This is a genomic window from Polymorphobacter megasporae, from assembly GCF_018982885.2.
Classification (GTDB): Bacteria; Pseudomonadota; Alphaproteobacteria; order Sphingomonadales; family Sphingomonadaceae; genus Polymorphobacter_B; species Polymorphobacter_B megasporae.
In genome coordinates this window covers 2,408,557-2,435,506 of the sequence record NZ_CP081848.1, presented here as the reverse complement: position 1 = coordinate 2,435,506, position 26,950 = coordinate 2,408,557, and the positions used below count along the sequence as shown (strand labels likewise).

26 protein-coding genes and 1 pseudogene are annotated in these 26,950 nt (G+C 63.0%); 9 read left to right on the top strand and 18 right to left on the bottom strand.

Translation table 11 applies throughout. The features are described from left to right. Nucleotides 1-26: 26 nt before the first annotated feature. Nucleotides 27-2,165, top strand: coding sequence for a TonB-dependent receptor (locus KTC28_RS11455; RefSeq protein WP_216710661.1), 2,139 nt, complete (start codon nt 27-29; stop codon nt 2,163-2,165). Between the two features lie 333 nt (nt 2,166-2,498). On the opposite strand, the gene KTC28_RS11450 is transcribed toward KTC28_RS11455, so the two are convergent. After that, nucleotides 2,499-2,717 (bottom strand): carbohydrate porin, encoded by a 219-nt coding sequence (locus KTC28_RS11450; protein ID WP_500797305.1) that lies wholly within the window; start codon nt 2,715-2,717, stop codon nt 2,499-2,501. Nucleotides 2,718-2,782: 65 nt separating this feature from the next. Here KTC28_RS11450 and KTC28_RS11445 point away from each other — a divergent pair, with 65 nt between their 5' ends. Continuing rightward, nucleotides 2,783-3,883 carry a dipeptidase gene (locus tag KTC28_RS11445; protein ID WP_216710663.1) on the top strand — a complete coding sequence of 367 codons (1,101 nt, stop codon included), beginning with the start codon at nt 2,783-2,785 and terminating at the stop codon, nt 3,881-3,883. A gap of 244 nt (nt 3,884-4,127) precedes the next feature. Here KTC28_RS11445 and KTC28_RS11440 read toward each other — a convergent pair whose 3' ends face one another. Both KTC28_RS11440 and KTC28_RS11435 read right to left on the bottom strand, forming a co-directional pair. After that, the gene (locus KTC28_RS11440; RefSeq protein ID WP_216710710.1) at nt 4,128-4,445 is read right to left on the bottom strand and encodes a DMT family transporter; all 318 of its coding nucleotides are present in this window, start codon (nt 4,443-4,445) and stop codon (nt 4,128-4,130) included. A gap of 464 nt (nt 4,446-4,909) precedes the next feature. Then, nucleotides 4,910-6,490: a winged helix-turn-helix domain-containing protein gene (locus tag KTC28_RS11435; RefSeq protein ID WP_216710664.1), complete on the bottom strand. Its 1,581-nt coding sequence runs from the start codon at nt 6,488-6,490 to the stop codon at nt 4,910-4,912. A 129-nt stretch (nt 6,491-6,619) separates the two neighbouring features. Here KTC28_RS11435 and KTC28_RS22835 point away from each other — a divergent pair, with 129 nt between their 5' ends. Then, nucleotides 6,620-7,228: a PEPxxWA-CTERM sorting domain-containing protein gene (locus tag KTC28_RS22835; protein WP_255601960.1), complete on the top strand. Its 609-nt coding sequence runs from the start codon at nt 6,620-6,622 to the stop codon at nt 7,226-7,228. 420 nt (nt 7,229-7,648) lie between these two features. Next, complete coding sequence (locus tag KTC28_RS11425) at nt 7,649-8,362, top strand: hypothetical protein (protein ID WP_216710665.1); 714 nt, start codon at nt 7,649-7,651, stop codon at nt 8,360-8,362. A gap of 200 nt (nt 8,363-8,562) precedes the next feature. Here KTC28_RS11425 and KTC28_RS11420 read toward each other — a convergent pair whose 3' ends face one another. The 3 genes from KTC28_RS11420 to KTC28_RS11410 form a co-directional block, all read right to left on the bottom strand. Beyond that, nucleotides 8,563-9,048, bottom strand: coding sequence for a hypothetical protein (locus tag KTC28_RS11420; protein ID WP_216710666.1), 486 nt, complete (start codon nt 9,046-9,048; stop codon nt 8,563-8,565). A 176-nt stretch (nt 9,049-9,224) separates the two neighbouring features. Then, nucleotides 9,225-9,521 carry a putative quinol monooxygenase gene (locus KTC28_RS11415; RefSeq protein ID WP_216710667.1) on the bottom strand — a complete coding sequence of 99 codons (297 nt, stop codon included), beginning with the start codon at nt 9,519-9,521 and terminating at the stop codon, nt 9,225-9,227. A 145-nt stretch (nt 9,522-9,666) separates the two neighbouring features. After that, a complete protein-coding gene (locus KTC28_RS11410; RefSeq protein ID WP_216710668.1) occupies nt 9,667-10,374 on the bottom strand; it encodes a peroxiredoxin-like family protein in 708 nt (235 codons plus the stop codon). Between the two features lie 123 nt (nt 10,375-10,497). Between KTC28_RS11410 and KTC28_RS11405 the strand changes: the two genes are divergently transcribed. After that, nucleotides 10,498-11,385 carry a LysR family transcriptional regulator gene (locus KTC28_RS11405; RefSeq protein ID WP_255601959.1) on the top strand — a complete coding sequence of 296 codons (888 nt, stop codon included), beginning with the start codon at nt 10,498-10,500 and terminating at the stop codon, nt 11,383-11,385. A 7-nt stretch (nt 11,386-11,392) separates the two neighbouring features. On the opposite strand, the gene KTC28_RS11400 is transcribed toward KTC28_RS11405, so the two are convergent. The 3 genes and pseudogenes from KTC28_RS11400 to KTC28_RS11395 form a co-directional block, all read right to left on the bottom strand. After that, on the bottom strand, nt 11,393-12,250 hold the full coding sequence (locus KTC28_RS11400) for a LamG domain-containing protein (RefSeq protein ID WP_255601958.1): 858 nt from the start codon (nt 12,248-12,250) through the stop codon (nt 11,393-11,395). A 21-nt stretch (nt 12,251-12,271) separates the two neighbouring features. Beyond that, the gene (locus tag KTC28_RS22830; RefSeq protein ID WP_255601957.1) at nt 12,272-12,553 is read right to left on the bottom strand and encodes a hypothetical protein; all 282 of its coding nucleotides are present in this window, start codon (nt 12,551-12,553) and stop codon (nt 12,272-12,274) included. Between the two features lie 133 nt (nt 12,554-12,686). Next, nucleotides 12,687-13,708, bottom strand: a pseudogene (locus KTC28_RS11395) (NADH:flavin oxidoreductase). 67 nt (nt 13,709-13,775) lie between these two features. Here KTC28_RS11395 and KTC28_RS11390 point away from each other — a divergent pair. Together KTC28_RS11390 and KTC28_RS11385 are read left to right on the top strand one after the other, a co-directional pair. Further along, nucleotides 13,776-14,816 (top strand): LysR family transcriptional regulator, encoded by a 1,041-nt coding sequence (locus KTC28_RS11390; protein ID WP_255601956.1) that lies wholly within the window; start codon nt 13,776-13,778, stop codon nt 14,814-14,816. Nucleotides 14,817-14,874: 58 nt separating this feature from the next. Continuing rightward, nucleotides 14,875-15,132: a hypothetical protein gene (locus KTC28_RS11385; protein WP_216710669.1), complete on the top strand. Its 258-nt coding sequence runs from the start codon at nt 14,875-14,877 to the stop codon at nt 15,130-15,132. 478 nt (nt 15,133-15,610) lie between these two features. Here the strand turns inward: KTC28_RS11385 and KTC28_RS11380 are convergent, their stop codons facing one another. The 8 genes from KTC28_RS11380 to KTC28_RS11345 all read right to left on the bottom strand — a co-directional run bounded on the left by KTC28_RS11380 (nt 15,611) and on the right by KTC28_RS11345 (nt 23,550). Further along, on the bottom strand, nt 15,611-17,020 hold the full coding sequence (locus KTC28_RS11380) for an efflux transporter outer membrane subunit (RefSeq protein ID WP_216710670.1): 1,410 nt from the start codon (nt 17,018-17,020) through the stop codon (nt 15,611-15,613). Next, nucleotides 17,017-17,892 (bottom strand): HlyD family secretion protein, encoded by an 876-nt coding sequence (locus KTC28_RS11375; RefSeq protein ID WP_216710671.1) that lies wholly within the window; start codon nt 17,890-17,892, stop codon nt 17,017-17,019. The genes KTC28_RS11380 and KTC28_RS11375 overlap by 4 nt, the downstream gene beginning before the upstream one ends. 1 nt (nt 17,893) lies before the next feature. Further along, on the bottom strand, nt 17,894-18,103 hold the full coding sequence (locus KTC28_RS11370; RefSeq protein WP_216710672.1) for a DUF1656 domain-containing protein: 210 nt from the start codon (nt 18,101-18,103) through the stop codon (nt 17,894-17,896). Continuing rightward, a complete protein-coding gene (locus KTC28_RS11365) occupies nt 18,100-20,160 on the bottom strand; it encodes an FUSC family protein (RefSeq protein WP_216710673.1) in 2,061 nt (686 codons plus the stop codon). Before KTC28_RS11365 ends, KTC28_RS11370 begins: the two co-directional genes overlap by 4 nt. Then, the gene (locus KTC28_RS11360) at nt 20,160-20,612 is read right to left on the bottom strand and encodes a MarR family winged helix-turn-helix transcriptional regulator (protein WP_216710674.1); all 453 of its coding nucleotides are present in this window, start codon (nt 20,610-20,612) and stop codon (nt 20,160-20,162) included. Before KTC28_RS11360 ends, KTC28_RS11365 begins: the two co-directional genes overlap by 1 nt. A gap of 420 nt (nt 20,613-21,032) precedes the next feature. Beyond that, entirely contained in the window at nt 21,033-21,926 is an 894-nt protein-coding gene (locus KTC28_RS11355; protein WP_216710675.1) for a VOC family protein, read from the bottom strand. A 55-nt stretch (nt 21,927-21,981) separates the two neighbouring features. After that, nucleotides 21,982-22,809: an alpha/beta fold hydrolase gene (locus KTC28_RS11350; protein WP_216710676.1), complete on the bottom strand. Its 828-nt coding sequence runs from the start codon at nt 22,807-22,809 to the stop codon at nt 21,982-21,984. Between the two features lie 42 nt (nt 22,810-22,851). Beyond that, complete coding sequence (locus tag KTC28_RS11345) at nt 22,852-23,550, bottom strand: pirin family protein (protein WP_216710677.1); 699 nt, start codon at nt 23,548-23,550, stop codon at nt 22,852-22,854. A 105-nt stretch (nt 23,551-23,655) separates the two neighbouring features. Here KTC28_RS11345 and KTC28_RS11340 point away from each other — a divergent pair, with 105 nt between their 5' ends. Both KTC28_RS11340 and KTC28_RS11335 read left to right on the top strand, forming a co-directional pair. Continuing rightward, nucleotides 23,656-24,606: a LysR family transcriptional regulator gene (locus KTC28_RS11340; protein ID WP_216710678.1), complete on the top strand. Its 951-nt coding sequence runs from the start codon at nt 23,656-23,658 to the stop codon at nt 24,604-24,606. Nucleotides 24,607-24,786: 180 nt separating this feature from the next. After that, nucleotides 24,787-25,101, top strand: coding sequence for a hypothetical protein (locus KTC28_RS11335; RefSeq protein WP_216710679.1), 315 nt, complete (start codon nt 24,787-24,789; stop codon nt 25,099-25,101). A gap of 247 nt (nt 25,102-25,348) precedes the next feature. Here KTC28_RS11335 and KTC28_RS11330 read toward each other — a convergent pair whose 3' ends face one another. Beyond that, nucleotides 25,349-26,752: a deoxyribodipyrimidine photo-lyase gene (locus KTC28_RS11330; RefSeq protein ID WP_255601954.1), complete on the bottom strand. Its 1,404-nt coding sequence runs from the start codon at nt 26,750-26,752 to the stop codon at nt 25,349-25,351. Between the last annotated feature and the right edge of the window lie 198 nt (nt 26,753-26,950).

The following is a 26,950-nucleotide window of genomic DNA, read 5'->3' as shown; positions in this document are numbered from 1 at the left end:
ATATACCGTCTCATGGGAGTTGCTTTATGGGTCTTGTCGCGCTGAAGGCCTCCCTGCTGGCGGCTTCGCTAGTGTTGCCAACAATCGCTGCTGCCGAAGATATTGCGGCGGTCGACGGGTCTTCGACAGGTGATATCGTCATCACGGCCAAGCGGCTAGACAACGCACGCGATGCGATCCTGCCGAGCCTAGGCGCGAGCAAGTATACGTTCGACCGCGCAGCAATCGTTACGCAGCCGCAGGGACAGGATCGCAGCCTGACGGGTCTGCTCCTCCAGGCACCCGGCGTCGTGCAGGATAGCTATGGCCAGCTGCACGTTCGCAACGAACACGCCAACGTCCAATACCGCATCAACGGCGTCATCGTTCCCGAGAGCATCACCGGCTTCGGCCAGACTATCGATATCAGGCTCGCCGATTCGATCTCGCTGCTGACCGGCACTTTGCCGGCACAATATGGCTACCGGACGTCGGGCGTGATCAACATCACGACGCAGACCGGCGCTTTCGACAATGGCGGTGATGTGGGCTTCTACGGCGGTAGCCGCGGCACGATCGAGCCGAGCGCGTCGATCAAGGGGTCGAGCGGCGGCTTCAATTATTTCGCCAGCGCCAGCTATCTCAAGAACGACCTCGGCATCGAGAACCCGACTTCGACTCGCGACGCGATCCACGACCGTACCGACCAGTTCCGCGGCTTTGCCTATGTCTCTCAGATCCTGTCGGAGACCAGCCGATTGAGCGCCTTTGGTGGTGCCGCGACCGGCCGCTTCCAGATCCCCAACAACCCGGGGCAGGACCCCGCCTTCGCGGTCAATCGCGTATCGGACTTCAATTCGTCGTTGCTGAACCAGAACCAGCACGAATATACCTATTACGGCGTGCTGGCGTATCAGTACTCGGCTGACGCCTTATCAGTTCAGGTCGCGCCGTTCGCGCGCTATTCGAGGACAACCTTCACCCCCGATCCATCGAACGGCGACATCATCTTCAATGGTTTCTCCGACCGCTCGCGGCTGTCGAGCCTTGCCTATGGTGTCCAAACCGACGCCAGCTACAAGCTGTCCGACCGTCACACGCTACGCGGCGGCTTCTTTTTCCAGAACGAGCGCACGCGGTCGAGCGTCACGTCCCTGGTGCTATCGACCGATGGCGACGGCAATCAGGCGAGCGACGTGCCCTTCCCAGTCACCGTGCCGGATCGGAAGAATGGTCAGCTTTACGGAGTCTACCTCCAGGACGAATGGTCGATCACTCCTCAGCTCACGCTCAATGTCGGGGCGCGATTCGACGCGGTCCACGCCTTCACCACCGAAAACCAGCTCAGCCCGCGGATCAACCTCGTCTATGAGCCGAGCAAGGGAACGACATTCCACGCCGGTTACGCACGAGATTTTACGCCCCCGCCACAGGAACTGATCGGGACATCGACTGTCGCGATCTTCAACGGCACGACCAAACAATCCGAGATCCAGACCGCCGACGCCGTCAAAGCCGAGCGCGAGCACTACTTCGATGCCGGCGTCGTCCACACCGTCCTGCCGGGCCTGACGGTCGGATTGGACGGCTACTACAAGATCAAGCGCAACCTGCTCGACGAAGGGCAGTTTGGCGAAGCGGTCGTGTTGTCGCCGTTCAACTACGAGCGCGGCTGGGCATGGGGCATCGAGCTGACGACGGCGTACAAAAGTGGACCGCTCTCGCTCTACGGCAATGCCACCCGCGGGCAGGAGAAGGGTCGCAACATCGTCTCGAGCCAGTTCTTCTTCGCGCCCGACGAGCTGGCCTATATCGCAACCCATCCGATCAACACCGATCATTCGCAACGATGGACGGCGTCTGGGGGCGCTTCGTACGCGTTTGACGACGGCATCGGTCATCTTACGCCGACCGCCGACTTCATTTATGGAGACGGCCTGCGCGCCGACGACGCGGCGGGCATAGTGCCGAACGGCGGGAAGCTGCCTTCGTACGTCCAGGTCAATCTGGGCATTGAGCAGGCGATCGACGGTCCAGGCGTGCTCAAGGGCCTGTCTGTCCGGTTCGATGTCATCAATGTCGGCGACAAGAGCTACGCGATCCGCGACGGCTCGGGCGTCGGCGTCGGTGCTCCCCAGTTCGGTCAGCGCCGAGGCTTCTTTGGCGGCATTCGCAAGACATTTTGAACAGTCTGGACGATGACGGAGGTGTAGTGGCAATGGCATTACAGTCTCGCCGTCTCCAGTCTTCAAGTGACCGAATTATTGAAGCTGTCGAGGTCTCTGATTGCCAGCACCCAATGTCGAGCCCTTTTCTCTCCACATCTTGGAACCTTCTCAAACAGGGCACGCAATCCGACATCCGCGAGTGTTAAAGCGCTTCCTAAGATCGGACATTCATGAATGTGCTTGTTTTTGGCCAAAACGGTACCGGAAGCTGCTTGGCAGCTTCGGGTCGCTAACAGGGCCCACCGGTCGTTCGTCACTCAGCAGAAGTGCGCCTATAAGCGGCGCAAGCGGTTAGAACACCGTTTGTAAATGCCCTGCAAAGACGACTGCGTCGGGTCGATTGGAAAAGCCCCCGGGGCGGATGACATACTGGATGCCGGGACGAACCAGCAGCCACGAGGTCGCCTGGACACCGTAGTTGAGTTCCCACATCTGTTCATTCGATTGCACCGCGCTTCCGGCGATCGCTTTAGCACCGGCGCCTGTCGCGACCGGCTCGCATCTCACCATCGAAATGATCGTTTGCCCGGAGTCCTGCCGACGCCCATGGCTGCTCGAGTGGAAGTGGGAACAGCATGATCGACCGCCGAACATTCGTGGCCATCGGCATCGCTGGATTAGCCGAACCCGCTCTCTCCCATCCGCGGGCCAACACCGCGGACCTTTATAACAGGGCGGTCGTGATCGACGGTAATCTCGTGCCGCCGATCGAAGGCGTCGGCGCGCTATCAGCCGAAGCGGTGATCGCCATCAAGAGTTCGGGACTTACCGCCGTGAAGGCGGATGTTGACGGGTCGGACACCTTCGACAGCGCTAACGAGATGATCCGCGACTTCAGATCGGCGATCGCCAGCAATGGCGCGCTTCTAGCACAGATTCAGGAAGTGGCGGACATCCGCCGCTGCAAGGAGTTGAGCAAGCTCGGCATCATCTTCTCCTTCGAAAACGTCGGACAACTCGATGGCAAGGTCGCCAGCATCGACCATTTCCGCTCGCTTGGCGTGCGGGTCATGCAGCTGAGCTACAATCAGGCTTCGGTATTTGCCTCGGGCGCGATGACGCCGGCAGTCTCCAGCACCGGGCTGACCGACCTCGGTCGCAGCGCGGTCGATCGAATGAACAAGCTGGGCGTCACGATCGACCTGAGCCATTCTGATGCCAGGACGACGATGGATGTTCTCGTGGCTTCGCGGTCATCTCCGATTATATCGCATGCCGGCTGCGCCGCGGTTAATTCTCATCCACGCAACAAGCCCGACGAACTTTTGCGCGGCGTTGCCGAAAAAGGCGGCGTCGTTGGCATCTATGACCTGCCCTTTCTGGCACCACTCAATCGTCAGCCAACGGTTACCGACTATATCGGCCACCTGCTTCACGCGCTGAATGTGTGCGGCGAGGATCACGTCGGGATCGGCAGCGATGCGATGTTCGCGGGCTTCGACACTTCGCCCGAGAACATGCGCGGCTATTTGCAAGTCGTCGCCGATCGCAAGGTGCGCGGTATCGGAGCCCTTGGAGAGGAACGTCCGCCCTTCGTTATCGGCATGAACACGTCGCGTCGTGCGGAGGTGATCGCAGACGCCCTGACGGCTAAGGGTCTATCGGCGCGCGTGATCGAAAAGATATTGGGGAGCAACTGGGTGGCCGCGTTCGAACGGAGCTGGATGCCAGCCTGATGATTGTCCAGGCGCGCTTCTTGCCTCTACGGAGATTTAGATGCCTGATCATTTTCGGGAGACCGGACGCGGTAAGCAGACCTTTGTTCAACTATGTTTAGATGCCCAGAAGATCCACACCTGGCCATCCCACCGCCCTTAGCTTCTTCGCAACTTCAGCCATTTGTTAATCTGGTTGGAAGACAATCTGCGGCGTCCGGATCCACTATCAACAGGCTTAAGGTAGGAGTTAAGCCGCCATCTTTCAGTGCGCAGATGCGTTCGAAAAAGCGTTAATTACAATGACGCCGGCAATAATCAGGCCCATACCAATAAAAGTAGCAGCATCGAGCTTCTGATCATAAAATATCCATGCAGCGACAGAAATCAGGACGATGCCGACGCCTGACCAGATAGCGTATGCAGTCCCGGTTGGAATCGTCCTAAGTGTTAGCGAAAATAAGTAGAGGGCAATACCATAGCCGATAACAGCGATAGATATCCAAGGCATACGAGTGAAACCATTCGACTGTTTTATAGCAGTCGTAGCACAAACTTCGGCGACAATAGCGATTGCTAGTATGACATATTCACGAAAGAATTACTACCACACCAAATGCGGCGGATTTGCGACGATTAATGCGTGAAGCAGAGACTTTCTATTAGGCAAATTGAGCCGCGGCTTTCGGCAGCAGAAGCCCGTAACCTGACACTCAGGGCGCCCTTTCCACCTCCGTCGCGGACAATCTAACGGCCAGTGCCGCAACATTGTTATCGTGCTGGAAACCTGGCCGTCCGCTCCTCACTCCGTCGTCGCTCCCGCGGCTCCCTCCCGGCGACAGCGAGGGGGCCGTAAGTGGTTCATCCGCTTTCGGGCGTCCAACGCAATTAAGCGGACCTTTGTTTAGCCACCTCTGTGCGGCGAGAAGACCTAATTCGAACCATTCAGATGGCTCAAACCGCTACCCGTAGCAGTTCCCTCTTCATCTTCATCTCGCGATGATTGCTATGAGCTTTTCGACTGCCTCCAGTGGTTTCGTCAGGCGGCTACATGCCCGCCCGGCGACACAAGGTACGCAATGGCTCGTCGAAGCAGAAATCCGGCGGACGAGCATGGTGCCAGTACGCGACAAGTCCGACGTCCCGCATCAGATCAAGAAATCCTGGCTGGGGCGCTAAAGAAATGGCGGGTGACAAAAACAGGGTTGCAGTCGGCACCTCCGTGTTCGCCGGCAAACCAATATACGGGATCACCGTCCGGCGCGGATTGGCCAGAAGCCGGTGTGTCAATAAGCGCCGCGCCACGGCGAGCGCGAGATCCGGTCGACCCAACGCGGCGGCTGCTCGAATCGCGCGCTCGGCTTCGACCTGCCCGTGCGGGGCAACAGTTACGAGGGTCTGCAACAGACGAGCCGTGTCGTCGCCACGACTCTGCAATGCCTTCGCGGTCTTCACCGCGAGCTCGATTTCGTCGGCACTCGTCTGCTTCGGCCAGCCCGACCGGTCAGCCGCCAGCGCTAGCGCCTTTTCGGGTTGCCCATTGAACATCGCGAGGTCGAACCGCGTGAACCAGATCAGTCGATCCCGTGGCCAGATCCGACCTGCCTCCTCCGCAGCCCGATCGGCATCCTCCAGCCGACCGTTTGCAGCGACAAGGTCGATGTATGCAGCCCGCACCCACGGAACCAGTGGCGATGTTGCAATGATCGGACGCATCGCCGCCAGCGCCGCGCGGTTTTGGCCGGTAGCCATCAGAAACTGCACCCGTTGATAGGCAAGCGGACCGAAATCGGGATACGCTCGCGATGAGGCAGCGCCGAGCGCCGCGTCCTTCGAGGACCACTGGCCAAACGTCGGCTGAACACTCACCAGCGCCGCCGCCGACCGAGCTTCTCGCGGATCGAGCCCGAGAGCACGATTCGCGGCGCTTCGCACCCTGGCGACGACCGCGGCGCGCTCCTCTGGAGGTGCCCAGCCGAGGCTGAGGACGTAGCTCATCGCCAGCGATCCCCAGACCGGTGCCGCGCGTGGTGCAAGCACGGTCGCTTGGCGCAGGTAGTCGACGCCCTCTGCCGTCCGATCGGGCGCGTTCTCGAACATCGATGCGAGGCCTCGCGTCTCGAGGTCGGTGACCGCGGCCGGCAGACCCTGATGGACCACAGCCGCGGGGGTTTTGGGGCGATCGGCGTAAAACCACGCGAACGTGCAAATCACCAGGAGCACGGCGGCACATATCACCACCGGCAGCCTTATCCGGCGCTGATGGGCGGCGGGGAGTGCCTCTGCGACGGCCGCGGGTATCTTTGGCTGCTCGCAGATCAGGCGGTGGCCGGTGCGAGCGACCGTTTCGATCCTGAAGGCTCCGCCGCCGACCTCCTCGGCGACGCGGCGCAGCTTGCCGATGACGCGATTGACCGCGTCGTCCCCCACGATGCGGCCATCCCAGCAGCTATTGACGAGGTCGTCACGCGGCACGACGCGGCCGTCTGCTTGCGATAGTGCGATCAGTACCCGCATTACCTTCGGCTCGACCATGACTGCGCCGGCAGCCCCTACCAGCTCACGCGACGACGGTCGGACCGCGATCGGGCCGAGCGCGAAATCAGAAGAGCGGGCCAGATCGATCATCGCCGTCGGCCTCTCCCGGATGGTCGGCAAAAAGTCGGCAAAAAGTCGCCAAGGCGTCCTATCGCCTCGGCCACCGTCGAGGCAACCGAGAAGCGCGGGCAGCAGCCCCGTGTCACCGGAGAACCCATCGTGAAGATTCCTGTCCTTCTCGCAACCTTGACCGTAGCGTTTGCATCGCCGCTGTCGGCGGGCAGTCTGATATTCAGCGGCAGCTTCGCCAACACGAACCCTCCGGCTGCATCCGGTGGCCGCTGTCCCTCACTGACGGTCAATATCGGCAACCACGGTCCCTTCTATGCGACCGGCTCATCGAACCTCGGCGCCTTCACCTCCGTCCAGTCCCACTGCCTCGATAGCGGTCCTCCGATCGCTGTGGGCGCAGCCGACACGCCCTACTACGATGGCCGCTTTACCTACAGCTTCACCAACGGCGGGTCGTTGTTCGGGACCTATTCCGGGGTCCTGTCGAACTCGGGCGTCGCCAGCGTAATCGATAACGTGCAGAGCTTCCTTGTCACTGGGGGAAGCGGGAAGTTCGCCCACGCGAGGGGGACATTCGTTGGCACGGGCGACATACGTTTCCTGGGCGGCCCACCGACCGCGTCACTCACCATCGGCGAAAGCGTGCTCGCCGTTCCCGAGCCCGCCACTTGGGGAATGTTGATCATTGGTTTCACCGCGACTGGCCTTGCGATCCGCGCCCGGCGTTCAACCGTTCCGTTGCATTTGGCGACCTAAATACCCGTACTGCGGGCGGCGTGAGGCACGCCGCCCGCAGAGACTTACAATGAGAGGACTGAAAGTCGGACGCTCGGCGAGTCGCGGCCGCTTTTCAGAAACAGCCGTTCGTTCACCTGTCCCGCATTTCGGATTGAGGTTGATCGCAGACTGGTGGCTTATACACGACCAGATAGCAAAAGTGGACCTCGTCAAAGCTGAAGCTTCGTCGAGAAGATCCAAAGTCCGGCTTTCAATAGGCAATCCATGCGCTGGCGGCGAACTTGGTTCGCCCCACCGGACCGCTTGACGGAAGCGAGACCTAAATGCGGCCACTCATGTGACCCTTGCCGCTTCGCGAAACCGGTCGCTCACTCATATTCCGTTTTGGCTGTCTGGCATGGCCCTCTCATGCATTGGGAGAAGCACCAGGTCCGCCGCTTGCTCGGCGTCCTTCAGGAGCATTTTGCGCTGCGTGCCCAACTACGCACGCGTCGTCAGACCGCGGCCAAGGTCGAGAACCTGGATCGCGCGCGCGGCAACAGGAAGTCAGACGGGACTTCTCCTGCGTCGATCGCGTCGCAGAAACGGCGCTCCACGAGCGCTGTTGCAGCGGCCACGGGGGTCCTGCACGAACCGGCGAACCTCCAAATCGTCCACGAGCGGTGCAATCTTGGCCACAACCTTATCTTCGTTGTCCACGATTGGGGCTCGGCGCTCGCCTTCGACTATGCGAGCAAGCAATCCGACCGAGTGCAGGGCATCGCCTATATGGAGTCGATCGTGATGCCGCTCGATTGGAGTGACTTCAACGAATCCATGCGACCTGCGTTCGAGGCAATGCGGTCGTCCGCTGGCGACGCGATGGTCCTGCAGCAAAATGCCTATGTCGAGCAGGTTCTCTTCGGAAGCATTGAGCGTCCGCTGTCCGACGCGGTCAAAGCGGAGTACCGCCGCCCCTTCCTGATCCCGGGCGAGAACCGGCGGCCGACGTTGAGCTGGCCGCGCCAGCTTCCCATTTCAGGCGACCCGGCGGACGTGGCCGAGGCGGTCATGGCCTCTTCGCGATGGTTGGCGGCAAGCCCGGTGCCCAAGCTTTATTTTCATGCAACGCCGGGCATCCTCGATAGCAATCCGGACCAAGTCGCTTTTTGAAGGACCTTCGCCAACCAGGAGGAAATTCCGGTGGCCTGAAACCATTATACTCCGGAGGAGGCACCCGAGGTCGTCGCTCCCGGCGTGGCCGCCTTTGTCCGCCGACTTTGCGGTATCGCATAAACATCCCGCCGGCGTTGAGGCCCAGCAGAGTTTGTCATCTGCTGGGCCGGGTCGTGTTCCTAACTACAAAGCCGCGCCTAGTGGTTCGTCGCGTCGGGTCGCACATAGATTACTGCGCCAGCAAGATCAGGCCGTCCGGCGGGCTGGGATATATCTACCCAGGCCTTGCCCTGATCCACCAAAGTCATCCGCCCTTCGCCTTCGGGCTTTCCATTTCTGACTAAGTGATAGATGAGGACGCGAGGACCTTGTGCCGAAACCGCTAAGGTTAGGGTTGTTGGCTTGAGACGCCGAATAGCCATAGCCTGTCCATCCATTCGGCCCTCCACCACCTCTTGCAGAGATGGGATTTCCCAGCGGATGCGACCGTCCGGCTGTAGGTGAAAGCGATAGCCATCCGCTGCGGCCTCTTTGATCTCCGGGGTATTGCGCGTCGGGCTGAGGATCCAGTCGCCGTTCCAGGGACTCTCAGTCAATACTGGAAGCGGTGGCAGCTCCCGCCCCATAGCCACATCGGCGATTGACGCGATCAAGATCGCGCAGACGGCAAGACGAGAGATCATAAAAGTCCTTTGCAGCGATGTCGGCAGTTTCGCAGTTATAATTCGGAGATTGGCGAACTTCTACCGGATGTCTTTCCAAGGAATTTTTCTCTTGAAGATGGGCGGTCGGAGTCTCCGTTGCGCCAAACCGCCCAAGTTCGTTCGAGATTTGGCAGTTCAAGAGCCGACGTACGGTATTACTTGTGTGCGACCACCTGCAGGCGACTGATTTTGGCCTCTAAGAACAGCTCACCCGCCTTGTCGACGAACTCCTGTCCGGCTTCACCGTTCAGATGGGCTTCGCGGGCCGTTTCGTCTCCGAACGTGTCGAATACCCGATAGACCCCCGGTTCGCCTTCGATCTTTGCGGCGTGCCAGGTCAGGGTGCCAGGCTCGCCTTTCACCAGCGACGCCTCCTTTGCGAGAAATGCCTCGACCTCGGCTTCTTTTCCTGGCTTGGCCTTCATCTCAACGAGTAACGCAAACTTGGCCATTTCATTATTCCTTTTGTTGGGCGTGCGTACGCGGTCGTGCGCGCAGTACTAAGTTGGCTTGACATCACCAGCTCAGATCCTTGGCGTAGCCAACCTCGGGTGCTCCAAGGCACCGCAGTAGAGGCTAAGCAACGGTAAAGAGGCGTCAGGCGGCCCGCTTACGCGCCAGCTGTTCCAGGACCGGAAAGACCGCCGATGGCTCGGGGCGCCGCGTGTAATCGGCGTTCACTTCTGCGTAGACGATCGTTCCGTCCTGCGCGATGACGTATCGCGCAGGCATCGGCAGGGTCCAGCTGTCCTCGCCGTTGAACTGCGCCAGGTCGGCGCCGAGCGTCTTGTGCGCGACACGCGCATAGTCAGGCAATGTCCAGCGAACGTTGAACCTTGCGCCGACCTCACCGCCATGGTCGCCCAGAATCGGGAAGCCGAGCCCGTTCTGGCGCTGCGATTTGCGGCTGTTAGGCGCCGTCTGCTGCGAGATTGCGACGAGGCTCGCACCACGCGCCTCGATCTCCAAGCGGCTTTCTTCAAGCGCGGTCAGGTCGTAGTTGCAGAACGGACACCAAATGCCGCGATAGAAGGTGACCACCAGCGGCCCTTTGGCTAAGAGCGTCTTGGAAGCGACCGTGTTGCCGTCGGGGTCAGGGAGGCTGAACTCCGGTGCGACTTCGCCGACCTTCAGTGCGCGAGCCGGCGCACCGGACTCAATCAGTTCATCGACGGAGCGATGCAAGGCTTCGACTACCGCCGGGGGTGCGAGGCGAGTATCGAATTCGACCTCGAACGCGTCGAGCTTGCCTTGCAGCGGCAAGCCGGACCGCGCGATCATCGCAAAAGTTTCTTGAAAGTTCATTGAGCTCTCCCTGCCGGTTCAGCACCATCGCTGGCGTGACGTCCAATTGGGCTATTCTGGATCATTGCAGTAGAGCGGTAAGGGCGATATGACTTATTCCGATATAGAATAGGCGGCGCGGCGATGGATCGTTTGCATGCGATGGCCGTCTTTGTCCGTGTCGTTGAGACCGGTTCCTTCTCAGCCGCCGCGCGCGACCTGCAAATCGGCCAGCCCAATGTGTCGAAATTAATTGCCGCACTGGAAGATCGTCTCCAGGTGCGGCTTCTGGTCCGCTCGACGCGCCAACTTCACACGACCGAAGCTGGCCAGGCTTTCTACGAGCGAGCGCGCCGCACTCTCGCGGAAGCCGATGAGGCTGAGACTGCGGCCCGCGGACTAAGCAAAGGCCTCGACGGGCGGCTGCGCGTCAGCGCGCCCGTCACCTTCGCGAGACTACATGTCATTCCAAGGATCGGCAGTTTTCTTGACACGCATCCGGATCTTCGGGTCGATTTTGTCTTGGACGATCGCTTCGTTGACTTGATGGGCGAGAACATCGACGTCGCGCTGCGTGGGGGAGAGCTAATGGATTCGAGCCTGACCGCGCGAAAACTGGCCACGTGCGAGCGACTTGTCGTTGCGAGCCCGACGTATCTCGCGCGGATGGGCACTCCGTCTACTCCAGGTGACCTGCTCGAGCACACCGCGCTTGTCTACACTCAGGGGCTGATTGCGGAAGAATGGCGTTTTCGTCGCGGGGGTGAGGATACGTCAGTGCGTGTACCCACCCGGCTTTCATTCAGTGCGGCCGAGGGTGTTCGGGAGGCAGTAATTGCAGGCCTTGGCCTCGCGATCAGCTCGCGGTGGGTGATGCAACCAGAGCTTGCGAACGGGAGCGTGGTTCCGGTGCTTACCGATTGGGAGCTTCCCAACGCAGACTTGTGGGCCCTTTTTCCGACTGGGAGACTGCCGACGGCCAAGGCCCGCGCTTTCGTCAGCTGGTTTGAAGCGACCTTCTCGGCGAATTGAGCAGCTTTCACGGTTGAAGAGCCAAGCCTTCTGCTTCCTCAAAGCGAGCCATTCCCGCCCAACCATAAGGCGTCGGCTTGATCGGCCCTGTCGAGGTCCGCCACGCGTTATCGATGGCGAGGACAAGCTCGTTCGTACCTTTGTGCAGCACCAGTTTTACCTTGGCGTTGTCGGGAGCGATTCGGCCTTCCGGTGTCAGTCTCTTTCCTTCCGGATAATAGAGGTTTTCGCCGGCATAGACCTGTCTTCCGTTGAGGAAGAGCCATGCACGGGTGGAAAAACCTAGATCCACGACCCGCTCTCCAGCCGTAGCGGCGTTGATCGCCAGCTTCAGCCAAGCCAGCGTCAGAGTCGGTGTTGCATCGTGGGGCATCGCACGACTGATATTGGCCATGCCATTGGCCTCCGTCTCGAGCGGTCGCCAATCGCTCGATGGAGCGTCCGCGAGTGTCGGAGCACGATCAGCCGGCGCCAAGGTAGGGGGAGCGAGCAGCCAGTGACGGACAAGCCCATGCTGATCGCCTTGAAGCGGTGGCACGGTAGGTTCGCCCCGATCGCCTGGCCGAATGATTAAATTGGCGAACACCGCTGGCCCTTTAACGGCAATGCCGCCGGTCCCGGCCAACCCCTGAAGTCGAGGCACATCGATCGATGGCTCGTTTTCGCGATTGACGAAAAGACGCAAGCGCTCGCCGGTCACCACGATCCGCAGATGATTCCATCCCCTCTCGGAGATCGGCGCACTGCTCTGATACTGTGGATAGATGTTCCATTGCATGCGGCCGTGCGTAATTGGCGCGTACTGGACGCAATCATTCGCCGCGGGGCAATCGGGGTCTGCACGCAGGTAAATGAATTCGGCCATGTCCGCGTCCTGGCGATGAATCTAAATACCCGTATCAGCGAATGCCAGTGGCTTCATGTCGAACTCGACCGTGCCTTCGGTGAACACGGCATCCTTCAGCGTCGCAAACCCGTCGACGACAGTCATACGCCCGTTCGGAAACCCCTCCGCACCTTCGAATGTAACCTTTTCGCCCTGCCACAGCTCTGATGTCATGGCGTACGACGTCCGCGATGCCTGCCCCGATACGGCACCTGCCGGTAGCGATGCGGTCAAACATAGAGCGAAAAGCAAGCCACTAAGGCTGTCGCGCGACCGCATCATTATCAAACTCCTTTTACCGTGTCTCGACAGTGGCACGGTAATCTTCGCCCAGACGGACGATTGCAGACATGCGTCGGTGTGCGAGCAATCCCAACCACGATCGCTTCGACCCGTCGTCGCGAACGCTGGCACTTCACATCTTCAGTTCGGTTTCCTTGACGTCGGCGATCTGTCCGATGATCGCCGGATCGAAGTCGTTGAGGACGGCCCGATCGGACAGGCGCCTGGGCAGGTCGGGGTTCGCCAGAGCACCCCGGCCTATGGTGATGATATCGGCACCTTCGTTCAGCGCGGCCGCCGCCCGCGCGATGTCGTGCAGACTGCCGTTGGCAAGGATCACCGCTTTGGGTGCATAGCGCTTGGCGAGACGCATCAGGGAGGGGCCGCCCTCGGCGAACGCAGGCTGCCATGCCTCGAACTCGGTAACATGGATGAAATCGGCGCCAGCATCGGCGAGGCTGCCGAAGATGATCTCGGCATCGCGCTCGCCGCCCGCCCACTTGTGGTGATAGTCGTTCACCTTGCCCTGAGACAGGCGGACGCCGACCGGCACCCTGGCACCGACCTTTGCACGCACCGCCTTCAACGTTTCGAGGATCAATCGCACACGGTTTTCCGTGCTGCCGCCCCACTGATCGGTCCGGTTGTTGATGTAGTCGGTCAAAAACTGGTCGAGAAGGTATCCGTTGGCGCCATGGATTTCGATCGCCTCAAAGCCGGCTACTTCAATCGCGCGCCCGCTGACTCGGCAAAGCCGTCGATGGCGTCGGCGATCTGCGCCTCCGTCATCGCGGCCGGCAGACCGTAGCGGTCCTTGCCGTGATAGAACGTCATCTGTTCTCCCTTCGGCTGGAGGGATGACGGACCCACGGTGCTGCCGCAAAAGCGGTTGCTTTGGCTGATAGCGCCGGCATGCATGAGTTGGGCTACGGCTAGCGTACGGTGTGCCTTGAGGCCGCTGACGACCGGCTTCCAGGCATTGGCCTGCGCCTCGTTGGTTATGCCGGGCTGATTGACGTAGCCCTGCGAGAATGCCTGATCGGTGTAAATGCCTTCGGTGATGACCGTCCCGAAGCCACCCCGGGCAAAACGCTCGTAGTAGCGCGTCATCCTTTCGGTCGCCCGGCCTTCCTCGGTCGCCGAGATGCGCGTCATCGGCGCGACCGAGAAGCGGTTTGCCACGGTGTGACGTTTTATAACGATCGGCGCAAAAAGCGCGCTAGTGTCAACGTTCATAGTTCAGACCTTCAAATCCGGCGCCTACATCTCGAAAGCTAAGGATCGCTTATGTGTTGAGCTAAGATTTAGCCTTTGCGGTAGGCCATCAAAAGATGTGCTGGGTGATAAGCATTATATCGATTATCGTTATGATGTGGATCTCGAAGACGTAGCTCTTTTTCGCGCGATTGCGGCGGTCGGCAGCCTATCGGCGGCGGCTCGACAGCTGGGCATGACGCCGATGTTCGTCAGCCGCAGGTTGGCCGGCCTTGAAGCCCGGTTGGGCGCGCGACTGTTCCACCGCACGACGCGATCCCTCTCGCTGACGTCCGAGGGAGAGGCCTTCCTGCCTCACGCCGTCACCCTTATCGAGGCTCGGGATCGAGCGCTCGACTCGGTCTCGTCTGGTGCCTTCGGTCTCTTAGGCGTGTTGAAGATTACCGCGCCAAATGTCATCGGCCACTCCCTCGTTGTGCCTGTCGTTGCCGAACTTATCGCCGACAACCCTGCGCTACGCGTCGACCTCACTCTCAGCGATGGCGTCATTGATATTGCCACAGCAGGACTAGACGTGGCCGTTCGCGTGGCGGAGATGAGGCCGTCGGAAATGATCGCGACAAGGGTCGCCGACAATCCGTTCACTCTGGTCGCGTCGCCTAGCTATGTTGCACGCTACGGCCAACCCTCCACGATTGAAGATCTGGCGGGGCATCCCTGCATCAAACTTCACGCGATGGATACGTGGCCATTCACGTGGGACGGTGAGATGCACCGCGTTCGAATTAGCGGCCCATTGTCGGCCAGCACAGTCGACGCGGTACGAGCAGCCTGCATTGCCGGCGTCGGCATCGCCATGCTGACCTACTGGGACGTGCACAAGCAAATCGCGTGCGGAGAATTGCAGCCTATTCACCTCGCCGACGTCGAGCCGCAGGAGGTGGGGATATGGGCCGTTTTCCCGAGCCGCTCGCACATGCCTGCGCGGGTTCGAGCCTTTATCGATGCGTTGCGGGGATCGCTGCTCGCCGAATCGCCCACTCGTTAGGCCACGAGGGTAGTCCTAGATGGGTGACAAGTACCTGCCATAGCTGTTAATCGCCGGTATGACCTTGTTGGTCAGGCAGGTCAGCTACATGCCCGATGCAACAGATTCTCGCATTGTCGCTCTGCTGGCTCGAAAGCCGGTACGCGTCGCGACCATGCCGATCGCGGACAAGACCGCGCGGATCGTCTCGGCGATCATGGTGCGGGAAGAGATGTACCGGGCCGATCACGCCCAGCACTTGCTGCACGGAATAGGGCTGACTTCGACTACGGAAAAGAGATCAGTTCCAGGATATTGTGAGAGCGATGCAATATGAAGCCAAACTGGTCAGACCGGGAACCGGGACACCCCACCGCCTGACGAAGGCGTCAAAGCCTGAAAAATAGATCGGCACCCAGTTCAAGGACCCCATCATGGCCGGCAGTTCAACCGACTGCACCAACAGACCGGGCAAAAGACAGCACCCGACCAACGCCAAAATTGCGATTTAGCGCTTGCAACGTGGGAGCCATCCACAGAGGTCGGGCAGCCTTCTCCCCTCTGTGAGAGGAAGTTTACTAATACGGCTGGAAGGCATCTGGCTCGTGGCCCCTGCTCTCTGACTCATTGGCCAGTTGTCGGTGCACAAACAGAAAAACGGCTACGACGCATTGAATCCTTTAAAGAATGTAGTTTGACGGCTGGAGCACGGGTTCGATGCTCATAGGATCACCAGATATCATTCTAGAGTCTGCCGGCGATGAACCGCAATCTCGGGCTTTCACCCTAATTAATCGTCGGAACCGATCGAATTTTCATTGCCAGCCGCCGCCGAGGGCGCGGAACAGGTCGACCTGCCGGTCGATGAAGAGGGCGTCGGAAGCGGCGAGGTTTGCTTCGGCCGTGCTCAGCGCGGTCTGGGCGGTCAGCAGCGCGAGAAAATCGGTGCGGCCGAAGCGGTAGAGCCGATTCGCCTGGTCGGCGGCGGTCGCGGCGTCGGCCTCGGCACGCCCGAGCGCGACGCGGCGGTCGCGTTCGCGCGCATAGGCCGACAGCGCGGTCTCGGTCTGGCGTAGCGACTCGAGGACGCTACCGTCGAATTGCGCGAGTTGGGCGTCGGCGGCGGCTCCCGCCTGCGCGATCTGGCTGCGGACGATGCGGCGATTGGGGAAGGTCCAGCTGACCAGCGGCCCGAGGCTGAGTGTGAAGGCATTGCCGACCGAGCCGATCGACCCGACCGGCCCGGCGAGGCCGACCGATCCGCCGAGGCTGACCTGCGGATACAGGTCGGCGGTGACGACGCCGACCTGCGCAGTCGCCGCCGTGAGCGACCGCTCGGCGGCGCGGATATCGGGGCGGCGGCGGAGCAGCGCGGTGCCGTCGCCGATCGGCAGCGGCCGCGTCAGGCTTGGCGGGGTCGTGCACGCCTCGACGTCGCGGGGGTAATCGGCGGGCGCGCGGCCCATCAGCGTCGCCAACCGGTAGAGTGCCGCGGTCCGCGTCGCGAGGATCGACGGGATCGCCGCCTCGCTCTGGTCGGCGGCGGTGCGGGCGCGGGTGACGTCGAACGCGGTGCCACGGCCGCCGCGCTGCAGGCGCCGGACGACGTCGAGGGTCCGGCGCTGGACCGCAAGAACGCGCTGGTTTGCGGCGAGCGTTAGGTTCGCCGAGCACGCGGCGGCGTAGCTGCGCGCGACCTCGGCAGCGACGGTTACCCGGACATTGTCGCGCGCGGCGGTGACCGCCTCGGCATCGTCACGCGAGGCTTCGATCGCCCGGCGGATCTTGCCGGCGAGGTCGAGCGGGTACGCGAGGCTGATCGCGGTATCGTAGAACGCGGTCCCCGGGAGCGAGCCATTGACCCCCGTCGGCGGCGACGCGCGGATCAGCGACGTGCCGCCGCCGACGCTCGTCGCGATACCACGCCCGGCGGTGACTTCGCGGACGACTTCGTCGGCGCGGCGCAAGTTGGCGTCGGCGGCACGCAGGTCGGTGTTGGCGGCCAATGCCTCGGCGACAAAGCCGTCGAGCCGCGCATCGCCATACAGCCGCCACCAATGGTCGGGCAGGTCGGCCTGCGCGAACGCCTTGTCGTGGCCGCTGGCAAACGCGCCATTCGCCGCAGGCCGGTTGATCGCGGCACCTTCGGGGACGGCGTAATTGGGCCCGGTGGTGCAGGCCGGCGCGGCGAGCAGCGCCAGCACCGCGGCGGCACGCCACCTCACCGCGGCGGACCCTGGACGATCGTCACCGTCGCCGTCCGCCCGGCGATCAGCGCCACCCCTGCGGGCACGTCGATCAGCTTGACCCGCACCGGGATGCGCTGGGCGAGGCGTACCCAGTTGAAGGTTGGGTTGACGTCGGGGAGCTGGTTGCTCGTGCTCGTCCGCTGCCCGTCGTTGACACCGGCGGCGATGCTGTCGACGCGGCCGTGGAGCTCGGTCGGGTCGCCCATCAGCCGGACGACGACGGCGTCGCCGTTGTGGATGTGGCGCAGCTTGGTCTCCTCGAAATAGCCTTCGACGCGCAACGAGTCGGTGTCGACCAACGCCATCGCCTGCTGGCCGACGCCGATATAGTCGCCCGGATGGAGATCGAGATTGGTCACGGTGCCATGGACCGTCGCCCGGATCGAGGTGCGGTCGAGGTTGAGCTGCGCCGCGACGCGCGCCGATTGCTGCTGGAGCAGGGCGGCGCTCGCGGTCGCAACCCGTGCGACATTCTGTTCGTGGGTTTCGGCGGCGACGAGATCGCCGAGAGCCAGATCGCGCTTCGTCTCGCGCTTCGCCTGGTTGAGCGTCGCGTGCGCGCTCGCGATCGCGGCATCGACCTGCGCCAGCGCGATCGCGAAGCGCGGTCGGTCGACGACGAACAACAGGTCGCCGGGCTTGACGATCTGGTTGTCGTGGACCGCGACCTGCGTCACGAGGCCGGCGACGTCGGGGGTGACGCGGACGACGTCGGCGCGGATATGGCCGTCGCGCGTCCACGGATCGCTCTCGTAGCGCTGCCACAGCCAGATGCCGACGAAGATGGCGAGCGCGACGATGGCGATGGTTGCGGCGAAGCGCGCGATGACGGCGAGCGAGGGTCTCATGTTAGCTTCCCGGTCGGCCGGTCAGGAGCGACAACAGGCCAAGGATCAGAACGAAAATCGCAAGATCGACGATCGGCCGATAGACGATGGCGCGGTAGGCGCTGACGAGGGTCAGCAGCCGCGTCGCAATCCCGGTCAGGACGGTGGCGACGATCGCCAGCACGAGCAGCGCGGGCAGATAGACGCCGGAGATCGAGATTTCGCCGATCATGCCGCCACCGCGACGAACGGGGCCGCGATGAACGGCGCCGCCGAGGGGAACAGGTTGCGCCGGAGGCTGGTCATCGCCAGCACCCCGGCGCGGCGGGTCGCGGGCACCGGGTTCGCCGCCAGCCCGGCTAGGCCGCGATCGATGTCGTCGAGCAGCCCGGCTTCGGGGGCCACGGGCATTGCCACGTCGAGGCCGGCGAAATGCGCGCCGACCCCCTTGAGGACCTGAGTGATCAGCCGGGCGTCGCCGTCGCTGCCGTCGATCCGCAATTGCCGCAGGTCGCCGATCGATACCCCGATGCGCAGGTCGACGAGCGTGTCGCGCAGCGGCCGCCCGGGATCGTCGGCGAGCGTCGCGAGGCGCGGCAGCAGCAGTCCGATCCGGTCGAGCATCCGGCTGACCCACACCGCGGCGTCGGGCGCACCTGCGGCGGTGCTCGCCCCGGCGAGCTCGCGCCAGCTCGCCCGGATCAGGCGGCGGGCGCTGGTATCGGCGCTGATCGTCTGAAACAGGCCGACGGTGACGACGGCGAATAGCGTGCCGGCCAATTGCGCGATCCCGCCGTTGAGGAATGAGTCGAAGCTGCCCGAGTAATGATCGTTTAGCCCGACCGTATTGAGAAAGCCAAGGAGCGCGCCGAGCATCAACAGGCTTGTCGCCGGGCGCGCCAGCAACGTTCCGGCAACGAGCAGCGGCGGAGCCAGCACTGCGACGAGGGTGACGAAGTCGGTCACGCGCGGGAACACGCCGAACGCGTAGATCGCCGCGACGACCAGCCCGATCAGCGAGCCGATGAAGAAGATCATGATCACCGGGGCCGGATTGTCGACGTTGCCAAACAGCGCGCAGCACACGCCCGCGATCAGCACCGCGCCGGCCCCGTCGGCCCAGCCGGTGCCGATCCAGAAAGCGCAGCCGATCATGATCGTCGCGACGGTGCCCGCCGCCGCGCGTAGCGCCATGCCGCGATCGCGGTGCAGCGCGCGGCCCCCGGCGCGGCGCATCAGCTCGGCGAGCGCCGGCGTCACCAGCCGCCGCGTCGGCGCGCGGATCTGGTCGCGCAGGTCGCGGCAGTTGCGGTGGGCGACGATTAGGTCCGACAGGCGGGCGAGCACACTGAGCCGGAGGGCATCGTGCCACAACAGCGGCTCGGTGATGCCGGGCTCAAGCGCCTTCGCGCGCTCCAGCAGCGCGGCGGCGGTCTCGGCGCGGCGGGCGGCGTCGGGCGGATCTGCCAGCCACGCGCGGACATCCGCGATGAGGTGGACCGCTGCGGGGCGCGGGGCCTTGCCGACGCGGCCGAGCTCGGCGATGCGGTCGTCGACCGCACTCGCGAGCGGGAGCAGCATCGACAGCTGGTCCTGCAACGCGCGCAGCGTCCGCACGCGCGGCAACAGGCGGGCGGTGTCGAACGGCAAATGGATCGCCAGCTGGTCGAGCTCGGCAATGTCGATCGCGAGGCGGCGGCGGTCGTGATCGAGCGCGACATTCTCGACGTCGTTCGCGAGAGCATCGCGCGACCAGCGTTCGGCATCGGCGAGGATTTCGTCGATCCGCACGAGCAGGCGCGCGGTTACCGTCTGCGGATAGACGAACCCGTGGACGAGGCTGCTGCACAGGATGCCGAGCGTGATCTCCTGAACCCGCAGCGCCGCGGTCGTGAAGATTACCCCCGGCGCCAGCACCGACGGGAAGCCGATGATGCTCGCAGTATAGCCCGCGAGCAGGAACAAATAGGCGCGCGGGGTGCGGTCGAGCAGCGAGATGTAGAGGCAAAGCCCCAGCCACAGCGCCAGCCCGAGCGACAGCAACCCCGGCGTATCGACGAGGGTCGGGACGAGCACGACGGCGGCGATCGCCCCCAGCACGGTGCCGACGACGCGAAACAGCGCCTTCGATAGCACTGCCCCGGCGAGCGGTTGCGCGACGATGTACGATGTCGTCACAGCCCAATACGGGCGCGTCAGGCCGATCCGAAGTGCAAGATAATAAGCGAGCATCGCCGCGAAAAAGCATTTGACCGAGAACAGCGCCTCGCCGACGCCGAAGCGTTGCATCAGGTGCCTCCGCGCGGACGGCCGACGATGTTCTCGACATGGCGGGCAACGGTCAGCGCGTTCGCCAATTCGACGTCGGACAGGCCCGCGAGAATGTTGTGGCGCAGGTCGGCCAGCACGCCCTCGATCGTCGTCAACAAGGAGGCCCCTGCGTCGGTCAGCCGGACCCGGCTGACGCGGCGATCGGCAGCGTCGGCGATGCGCTCGATCATCCGGGCGGCCGCGAGTTGATCCAAAAGGCGAACGAGTGACGGCCCGGTGATGTCGAGCTCGCGGGCAAGGTCGGTCTGCCGAATATTGTCGCCCAACCGGCCAAGCTGGACGAGGGCCCAGCCACAAGCCGCCGAGACGTCGAGGTTCGCCAAGGCGCGATCCGCCGCCTGTCGCCAACTCCGCCCGAGGGGCAACAACGTCCGCGCATACGCCCCTTCGAGATCGGACCGCTCACCCATAGGTAGCTAACTAATATTATCGCGGCACGTTGCAAGTGGCTTTCTTCCCGACCCCCACGATGAGCGTGACGGTCCGGCTGGTGCGTTGAGCGGTCAGCGCACGCCCCGTGCGGCGTGACAAGGCACATCATGCAAACGGACGCTGCAATCGTACGGCGGTGGATGCCGCTTTCTCTGGATGTTGGCGGCTGCGTATGCGCCCCAGCACGCCGCACACGGAATAGTCTGCGAGGTCGTGCACCCTTTCGAGACAAAAGCGTCGCGAGCAGCTCGTCGTCTGCCGCTCACGGCGTCGCGACGAGGCGACCCGAAGGTAAATACAGCTCGCTACTGCTGCTCACCAACCTCCGGCGCTCGTTCAGATACCGCCGCGAGGGCGGAACGGCGCTCACGAAATTTCATGCGCCGTCAAACGCGTGCTCAGTGGTCGGTTGAATGGATCTCCGCGATATAGCCGCCCGGAAAGCGAACCATCGTCGACACCCGACCGGCCTCGCGGTGCGGTGGGACGAGCGTTTCGACCCCGGCTCTGGTCGCCTTGGCCAACGTCGCCGGCAAGTCCGCCACGGCGTAGCCTGTCATGTCGCGGCCAAACGGCCAAGGCAGCGCTCCGTCGGTAACGAGCACCGTAAGATCGCCGAACCCAGACCGTAGGCTGATCCGGCGATAGTGCCCCTCGGGCCTCCCGATCTCGCTGCCCGGGGCCGCCGCGTCATCCGACACGATGACCGCGTGCGCGAACGCCTGCCAGTGCGTGACGAACAGATCGGCGGCGTCCGCGGTTAGGTATATTCGGTTCTCCGGGATCGTCGCCAGCGGCGCGTAGTTTGGCTTCACCGTGTGCCAGTAGAATTGCATCGTCACCCCGCCCGGCCATTGCAGCACGACGTCGCGACCGATCGGATCTGGAAAGGTTTCGACGAGACGCACTGCCCCGGCCTTACGCGCGGCGGCAACAGCGGCGTCGATATCGGTGACGAGATAGCCGGTACGCTCGGCGCCGAACGGATAAGGTATCGGCGTCGTGAAGCCGAACACCGACACCAGGCCGACCGGGGTCATCGCCACTTGGGAGATGGTCTGGCTGGTCGTCGGGGTAACCTGGAATACGCCCTGTTTGCTCGTGGTCCCGCCGAAGGTGGCGATGAAACTTGCCATCAAGCGATCGAAGTCGGCTGGTGCGACATAGACGTGCGTCGAGTCATATTGCGGACCTACCGCGAAATCAGGGTTCGACGACGACGTCGTCTGGGCGGGCGCGATTGCTGGCGTCGCGAGCAGCGCCGCGGCGATCAGCAGGCGAAGCACTTTCATCGACATTCTCCGAAAGGCGCGTCGGGTGGAGCAGTTGCGCCACCCGACGCTGTGTTCAGCCCTGAACGAACGCCAGCAGGTCCGCGTTGATCTGCTCGCCATGCGTCGTCGGCATCCCATGCGGATAGCCCGGATACGTCTTGTACGTCGCGCCCGGCACGAGCTTGGCCGACAAGGCGCCCGAGATTGCGATCGGCACGATCTGATCGTCCTCGCCGTGGAGAACGAGCGTCGGAACGGTAATCCCCTTGAGATCGGCGGTGAAGTCGGTCTCGGAGAATGCCGCGATACCGTTCACATGGGCGAGGACACTGCCCATCATCCCCTGCCGCCACCAGTTGCGGCGCACACCCTCCTTCACCTCAGCGCCTTCGCGGTTGTAGCCATAGAAGGGCATGGTGAAGTCCCAATAATACTGGGCACGGCTGGCTGCGGTTTGGGCGCGAATGTCGTCGAACACCGCCATCGGCACGCCGTTCGGGTTGGTCGGCGTCTGCACCATCTGCGGCGGTACCGCGCTGATCAGTACCGCCTTGGCGACGCGGCCGGGCTTGGCGTGCGCGACATAGCGCGCGACTTCGCCGCCGCCGGTCGAATGGCCGATGTGGATCGCGTTCTTTAGGTCGAGCGCGTCAGTCAGCGCGACGACATCTGCGACGTACTTGTCCATGTCGTTGCCATTGGCGGTCTGGGTCGAGCGACCGTGGCAGCGCCGGTCATGCGCGATGACGCGATAGCCCTTGTCGAGGAAGAACATCATCTGCCCGTCCCAATCGTCGCCGCTGAGCGGCCAGCCGTGGTGGAACATGATCGGCTGGGCATCGCGCGGACCCCAATCCTTGTAGAAAATCTCGGTGCCGTCGCTGGTGGTGATCGCGGTCATGGTCGGACTCCTTGGGTCGGGGGTACGCGGTCGGAACTGAGGTCAGGCGGCGTCGACGAGGACAATCTCGGCATCCTCGATCGCGGTGACGCGCAGCACGGCTTCGTCCGAGATGGCCGCGCCATCGCGCGCCGCGAGCCGAACGCCGTTGATCTCGACGATCCCGCTGGCTGGCACGAGGTAGCCGTGGCGCTCGGCACCGAGCGAATACTCGGCGGTCTCGCCAGCCTTGAGCGTCGCGCCGACGATGCGTGCGTCGGTACGAATCTTCAGTGCATCGTCGTCGCCAGCAATGCCGCTGGCGAGCGTGACGAACTGCCCAGAGCGCTCACCCTTGGGAAAGGGCTTGGCGCCCCACGACGGTGCTTCGCCGCGCGTTGCGGGCTCGATCCAGATCTGGAAGATCTTAGTCGTGCCAAGTTCGCGATTATACTCCGAGTGGCGCACGCCGGAGCCGGCGCTCATCACCTGAACATCGCCCGCCTCGGTCCGGCCGACGTTACCGAGACTGTCCTGGTGGGTGATCGCGCCTTCGCGGACATAGGTGACGATCTCCATGTCGGCATGGGCGTGCGGCGGAAAGCCGGTGCCCGGCGCGATCGTGTCATCGTTCCACACGCGGATCGGGCCCCAGCCCATCCGCTTCGGGTCGTAATAATTGGCGAACGAGAAGTGATGCTTGGCGTCGAGCCAGCCGTGATTGGCGGCACCAAGTTCGGCGAAGGGGCGGCGGTCGATCATTGTGCGGTTCCTTGTCTAGCGAGAGCCTTGCTGCTCGATGGATGCTAGATGCGCCGCTGCGCCACTTGACGAAACAGCAACGTTTGCATCACACTGTTGCCAATAATGACAAGACGCCTTCCCGACTTCGAAGCATGGGCAATCTTCGCCAAGGTCGCCGAGTGCGGCTCCTTTTCCGGAGCGGCGCGTGAGCTCGGCCTAGCCAACCCGACCGTGTCGAAGGCGATCGGCCGGCTTGAGGCGCAGCTCGGACTGGCGTTGCTCGCACGCACTTCACGGCGTCTGTCGCTGACCGAGGCGGGGCGCGGCGCGCTCGAACGGGCATCGCGCATCTTGCGCGAAGGCGAAGCCTTGGAGGACGAAGCGGCCGATCAGGCGCATGTCCCGCGTGGACGCGTGCGGATCAGCGCGCCGCTGTCATTCGGCACGGCTTTTCTCGGCGGGATATTGCCCGACTTTCTTGCCGCCTACCCCGAGATCACGCTCGAGTTCGCGCTCAGCGACCGGCGCGTCGATCTCGTCGCGGAAGGGTTCGACGTCGCACTGCGGATCGCCGCATTGGATGATTCCTCGCTGCTTGCCCGCAGTCTATGCAAGGTGCGAATCCTGCTGGTCGGCGCGCCTGCATATTTCGCGGGGCGCGGGCACCCGACGCATCCACGCGAACTGCAGCATCACGACGCGCTCGCCTATAGCGGCAGCGCGCAGCGCGGCGTGTGGCGTTTCCGTCATCCGCTGTTTGGCGAAGAGACCGTCGAGCCGCCGGTCCGCCTGTGGAGCGACAATGCCGACCTGTTGAACCCGGTGCTGGTCGACGGACAGGGCATCGCGCTGCAGCCTGAATTCCTAGTCTGGCGCGAGCTTCGCGACGGACAGCTCGAGATCGGCATGCCGGACTGGTCGGCACCCGCCCTCGGACTCCATCTGGTGATGCCACCGAACCCGTTGCGTCCGCAGCGGGTGCAGCTGCTGATCGACTATCTCGCCAAGGCCTTGGCGCACCCGCCATGGGACTCGCAGCTTAAGGGAAAGCCACCTGCGAAGTTTCGAGCATGATTCACATGCCGATCGTTTACGGTCGGTTTGCCGAACCGGTCATTTGATCATCTTAGGTGACTAATCGGAAGCCAAACAGGAGTCGACGCTGGCTGTCGTGAAATCGAGAAACGACGTTGGTACCGCTGCGACGGAAAGCTTCGGGTGCACCGTTGAAGGAGCAGTTACCAGGAGATTGAAATGATGAAACTACCTTATGCCGCCGTCCTGACGGCAGCCCTCGCATTGTCCGGCGCCGTGCAGGCCCAGAGCGTCAACCAGCGTGAGGGGCGCCAGCAGCAGCGCATCGATCAGGGCGTGACGAGCGGCCGCCTGACTGCCGGTGAAGCCGTGCGGGATGAGCGCCAGCAGGGACGCATCGAAGCGACAGAAGCGCGGATGCGCGCGAACAACGATGGTCACCTCAACGGCAACCAGCGTTCGCGACTCGAGAGCCGTCAGAATCGGGCCAGCACCCACATCTACAACAGCAAGCACAACGGACGGCATTACTGACACAGGTCCGTCGGGGGCCGCTTCGCTGCTCAAGCAAGCAGCCAGCGGCCCTAGCCCGGCCTTTCAAAGCGACTGAGTTGCCCATTTTTCCAAATAATGCGGGTCCAGCGGGCGCGCCTTGATGTACGGCCCAGTATTAGGACACAGTATCGGGTACGCTGTCCTCGACAAGGCTAGCTGTCACGTAAAGTTCGTTTATCTAAAACGTGAGTTTATGCGGTACATTTTGGTTGCACGGTAACCCGCGTCAGCCCGCGAGGTAGGGCTTGCGCGGCAACCCCGCGGGAATTGTAACGTCTGGCACCGTACTTAATGCCGCCTTGGCGAGCCATTCGCTACCGCCGTCACGGCTTCGCGTCGACCAGTCGCCACGTGACGTCACCCGGCCATAGATTGGGCGGTCGCGATCGCCCTGCCCGCCACCGAACATCGCGGCGATGTTGCCGTACGTCGCGGGATCCCGGCCATCGAGGCTCAGCCGGTCATTCAGGTAGCAAGCTGTCGCCCAGGCAGTCTCCGGGTCCGGCGTCATCGCGATGATCCGCTTCGCCCAGTACATTCGCAGGTTGTTGTGCATCCAGCCGAAGCCGAGAAACTGGCGCTGGCATGCGTTCCAGCTCTCGTCCCGCGTCTCGCCCCGCAGCATCGCTCCCAGGCTCTCTAAGTCCGGTCGCGGATCGCCAGCGTGCTCAGCAAGCGAAGCGCGCGCCCATCCCGCAATACGGTCATATCGCTCGGGGGCCGCCAAGGCACGCGCTTGGTAATGGAACCACTCGCGCCAGCCGAGCAGCTCGTCGGCGAACTTGGCCTTGTCGCGGGCGCCGGCCTTAGACCGATTGACTGCCCGCATCACTTCCCGCGGGCCCAGCACCCCGAAATGGAGATACGGCGATAGGCCACTTGCGCCGTCCCGCCGCGTCGCATCGTTGCGGGTCGTGGCATAGCCCGGCAGCACGTCCTGCATCAGTCGCTGCAGGCGCGCCTCGGCGGCCGCCCTGCCCGCGGGAAATGCAGTACTCGCGGGAAGGCTGTGGTCGATGTCCAGCCCGGCGACGAACACGCCAATGTTGATGTCGTCGAGCATGTCCGGCACGAACGGAAGCGGCCCGTCGAACGGCGCCACCTCTGCGAGCTCGTCACGCGCCTCCTGCCAGACCAGACGTTCCGGTTCGTGACGGCGCAAGAAACTAGACCGGCCGCCAATTCCCTCCCCCACCACTGCGGGCGGAACCAGGCAGGCCGCATCGACGGCATAGACTGGCACGGCGATCCGCGCTGCTAATTGCTTAGCCTGCCAGCGTGCCACGAAGACCGGCTGATCCTCCGCGACCACGGCAACGGCCTCGGCCGCTAACCGGTATACGAGGCCCTTTTCACGATGATTGGCACGGTCAAGGTACTGGACGCAGGCAAGCCCGCGCTCGCGACAGCCGATCGCGAGATCACGGCTGGAACCCAGAATGAAATGGTGCAACCGATCGGAGGCGTACGGGTAATTTTCGCGCACGCCATGATAAACGAGCACCGGCAGACCGTGCGCGTTTCCCAGCCTGATCGCCGCATCGATCACCGGATTGTCGCGCGCCCGAAGCGCCTGCTGAATCCAGCACAAGATGAAATGTCCGTCGGGAGCGAGCCGACGATCGTTCAAAGCGCGGACGCGTAGTGCCTCCCGCCAGTCAGCGAGGCACGGTGGGAGCGTGATCGTCACTGCCTCGAACTATCCGAACCGCCCATTTTGCGACACCGCCTTCATGGTCGCAGAAGCCCTGCTTGTGGACGTTCTCGCTCGCCCCCCCCTCCCCGCTCCTGACGTTAGTTCAGCTTCCGCGCCTCGCAGTCTGTCGCG

What these genes read in the sequence shown, in the direction of transcription:
- KTC28_RS11455 (WP_216710661.1), top strand. Translation starts at nt 27, where the DNA reads ATGGGTCTTGTCGCGCTGAAGGCCTCCCTGCTGGCGGCTTCGCTAGTG.
- KTC28_RS11450 (WP_500797305.1), bottom strand. Translation starts at nt 2,717, where the DNA reads ATGGTGAGATGCGAGCCGGTCGCGACAGGCGCCGGTGCTAAAGCGATC.
- KTC28_RS11445 (WP_216710663.1), top strand. Translation starts at nt 2,783, where the DNA reads ATGATCGACCGCCGAACATTCGTGGCCATCGGCATCGCTGGATTAGCC.
- KTC28_RS11435 (WP_216710664.1), bottom strand. Translation starts at nt 6,490, where the DNA reads ATGATCGATCTGGCCCGCTCTTCTGATTTCGCGCTCGGCCCGATCGCG.
- KTC28_RS11420 (WP_216710666.1), bottom strand. Translation starts at nt 9,048, where the DNA reads ATGATCTCTCGTCTTGCCGTCTGCGCGATCTTGATCGCGTCAATCGCC.
- KTC28_RS11415 (WP_216710667.1), bottom strand. Translation starts at nt 9,521, where the DNA reads ATGGCCAAGTTTGCGTTACTCGTTGAGATGAAGGCCAAGCCAGGAAAA.
- KTC28_RS11410 (WP_216710668.1), bottom strand. Translation starts at nt 10,374, where the DNA reads ATGAACTTTCAAGAAACTTTTGCGATGATCGCGCGGTCCGGCTTGCCG.
- KTC28_RS11405 (WP_255601959.1), top strand. Translation starts at nt 10,498, where the DNA reads ATGGATCGTTTGCATGCGATGGCCGTCTTTGTCCGTGTCGTTGAGACC.
- KTC28_RS11400 (WP_255601958.1), bottom strand. Translation starts at nt 12,250, where the DNA reads ATGGCCGAATTCATTTACCTGCGTGCAGACCCCGATTGCCCCGCGGCG.
- KTC28_RS22830 (WP_255601957.1), bottom strand. Translation starts at nt 12,553, where the DNA reads ATGATGCGGTCGCGCGACAGCCTTAGTGGCTTGCTTTTCGCTCTATGT.
- KTC28_RS11385 (WP_216710669.1), top strand. Translation starts at nt 14,875, where the DNA reads ATGACCTTGTTGGTCAGGCAGGTCAGCTACATGCCCGATGCAACAGAT.
- KTC28_RS11375 (WP_216710671.1), bottom strand. Translation starts at nt 17,892, where the DNA reads ATGAGACCCTCGCTCGCCGTCATCGCGCGCTTCGCCGCAACCATCGCC.
- KTC28_RS11370 (WP_216710672.1), bottom strand. Translation starts at nt 18,103, where the DNA reads ATGATCGGCGAAATCTCGATCTCCGGCGTCTATCTGCCCGCGCTGCTC.
- KTC28_RS11365 (WP_216710673.1), bottom strand. Translation starts at nt 20,160, where the DNA reads ATGCAACGCTTCGGCGTCGGCGAGGCGCTGTTCTCGGTCAAATGCTTT.
- KTC28_RS11360 (WP_216710674.1), bottom strand. Translation starts at nt 20,612, where the DNA reads ATGGGTGAGCGGTCCGATCTCGAAGGGGCGTATGCGCGGACGTTGTTG.
- KTC28_RS11355 (WP_216710675.1), bottom strand. Translation starts at nt 21,926, where the DNA reads ATGAAAGTGCTTCGCCTGCTGATCGCCGCGGCGCTGCTCGCGACGCCA.
- KTC28_RS11350 (WP_216710676.1), bottom strand. Translation starts at nt 22,809, where the DNA reads ATGACCGCGATCACCACCAGCGACGGCACCGAGATTTTCTACAAGGAT.
- KTC28_RS11345 (WP_216710677.1), bottom strand. Translation starts at nt 23,550, where the DNA reads ATGATCGACCGCCGCCCCTTCGCCGAACTTGGTGCCGCCAATCACGGC.
- KTC28_RS11340 (WP_216710678.1), top strand. Translation starts at nt 23,656, where the DNA reads ATGACAAGACGCCTTCCCGACTTCGAAGCATGGGCAATCTTCGCCAAG.
- KTC28_RS11335 (WP_216710679.1), top strand. Translation starts at nt 24,787, where the DNA reads ATGATGAAACTACCTTATGCCGCCGTCCTGACGGCAGCCCTCGCATTG.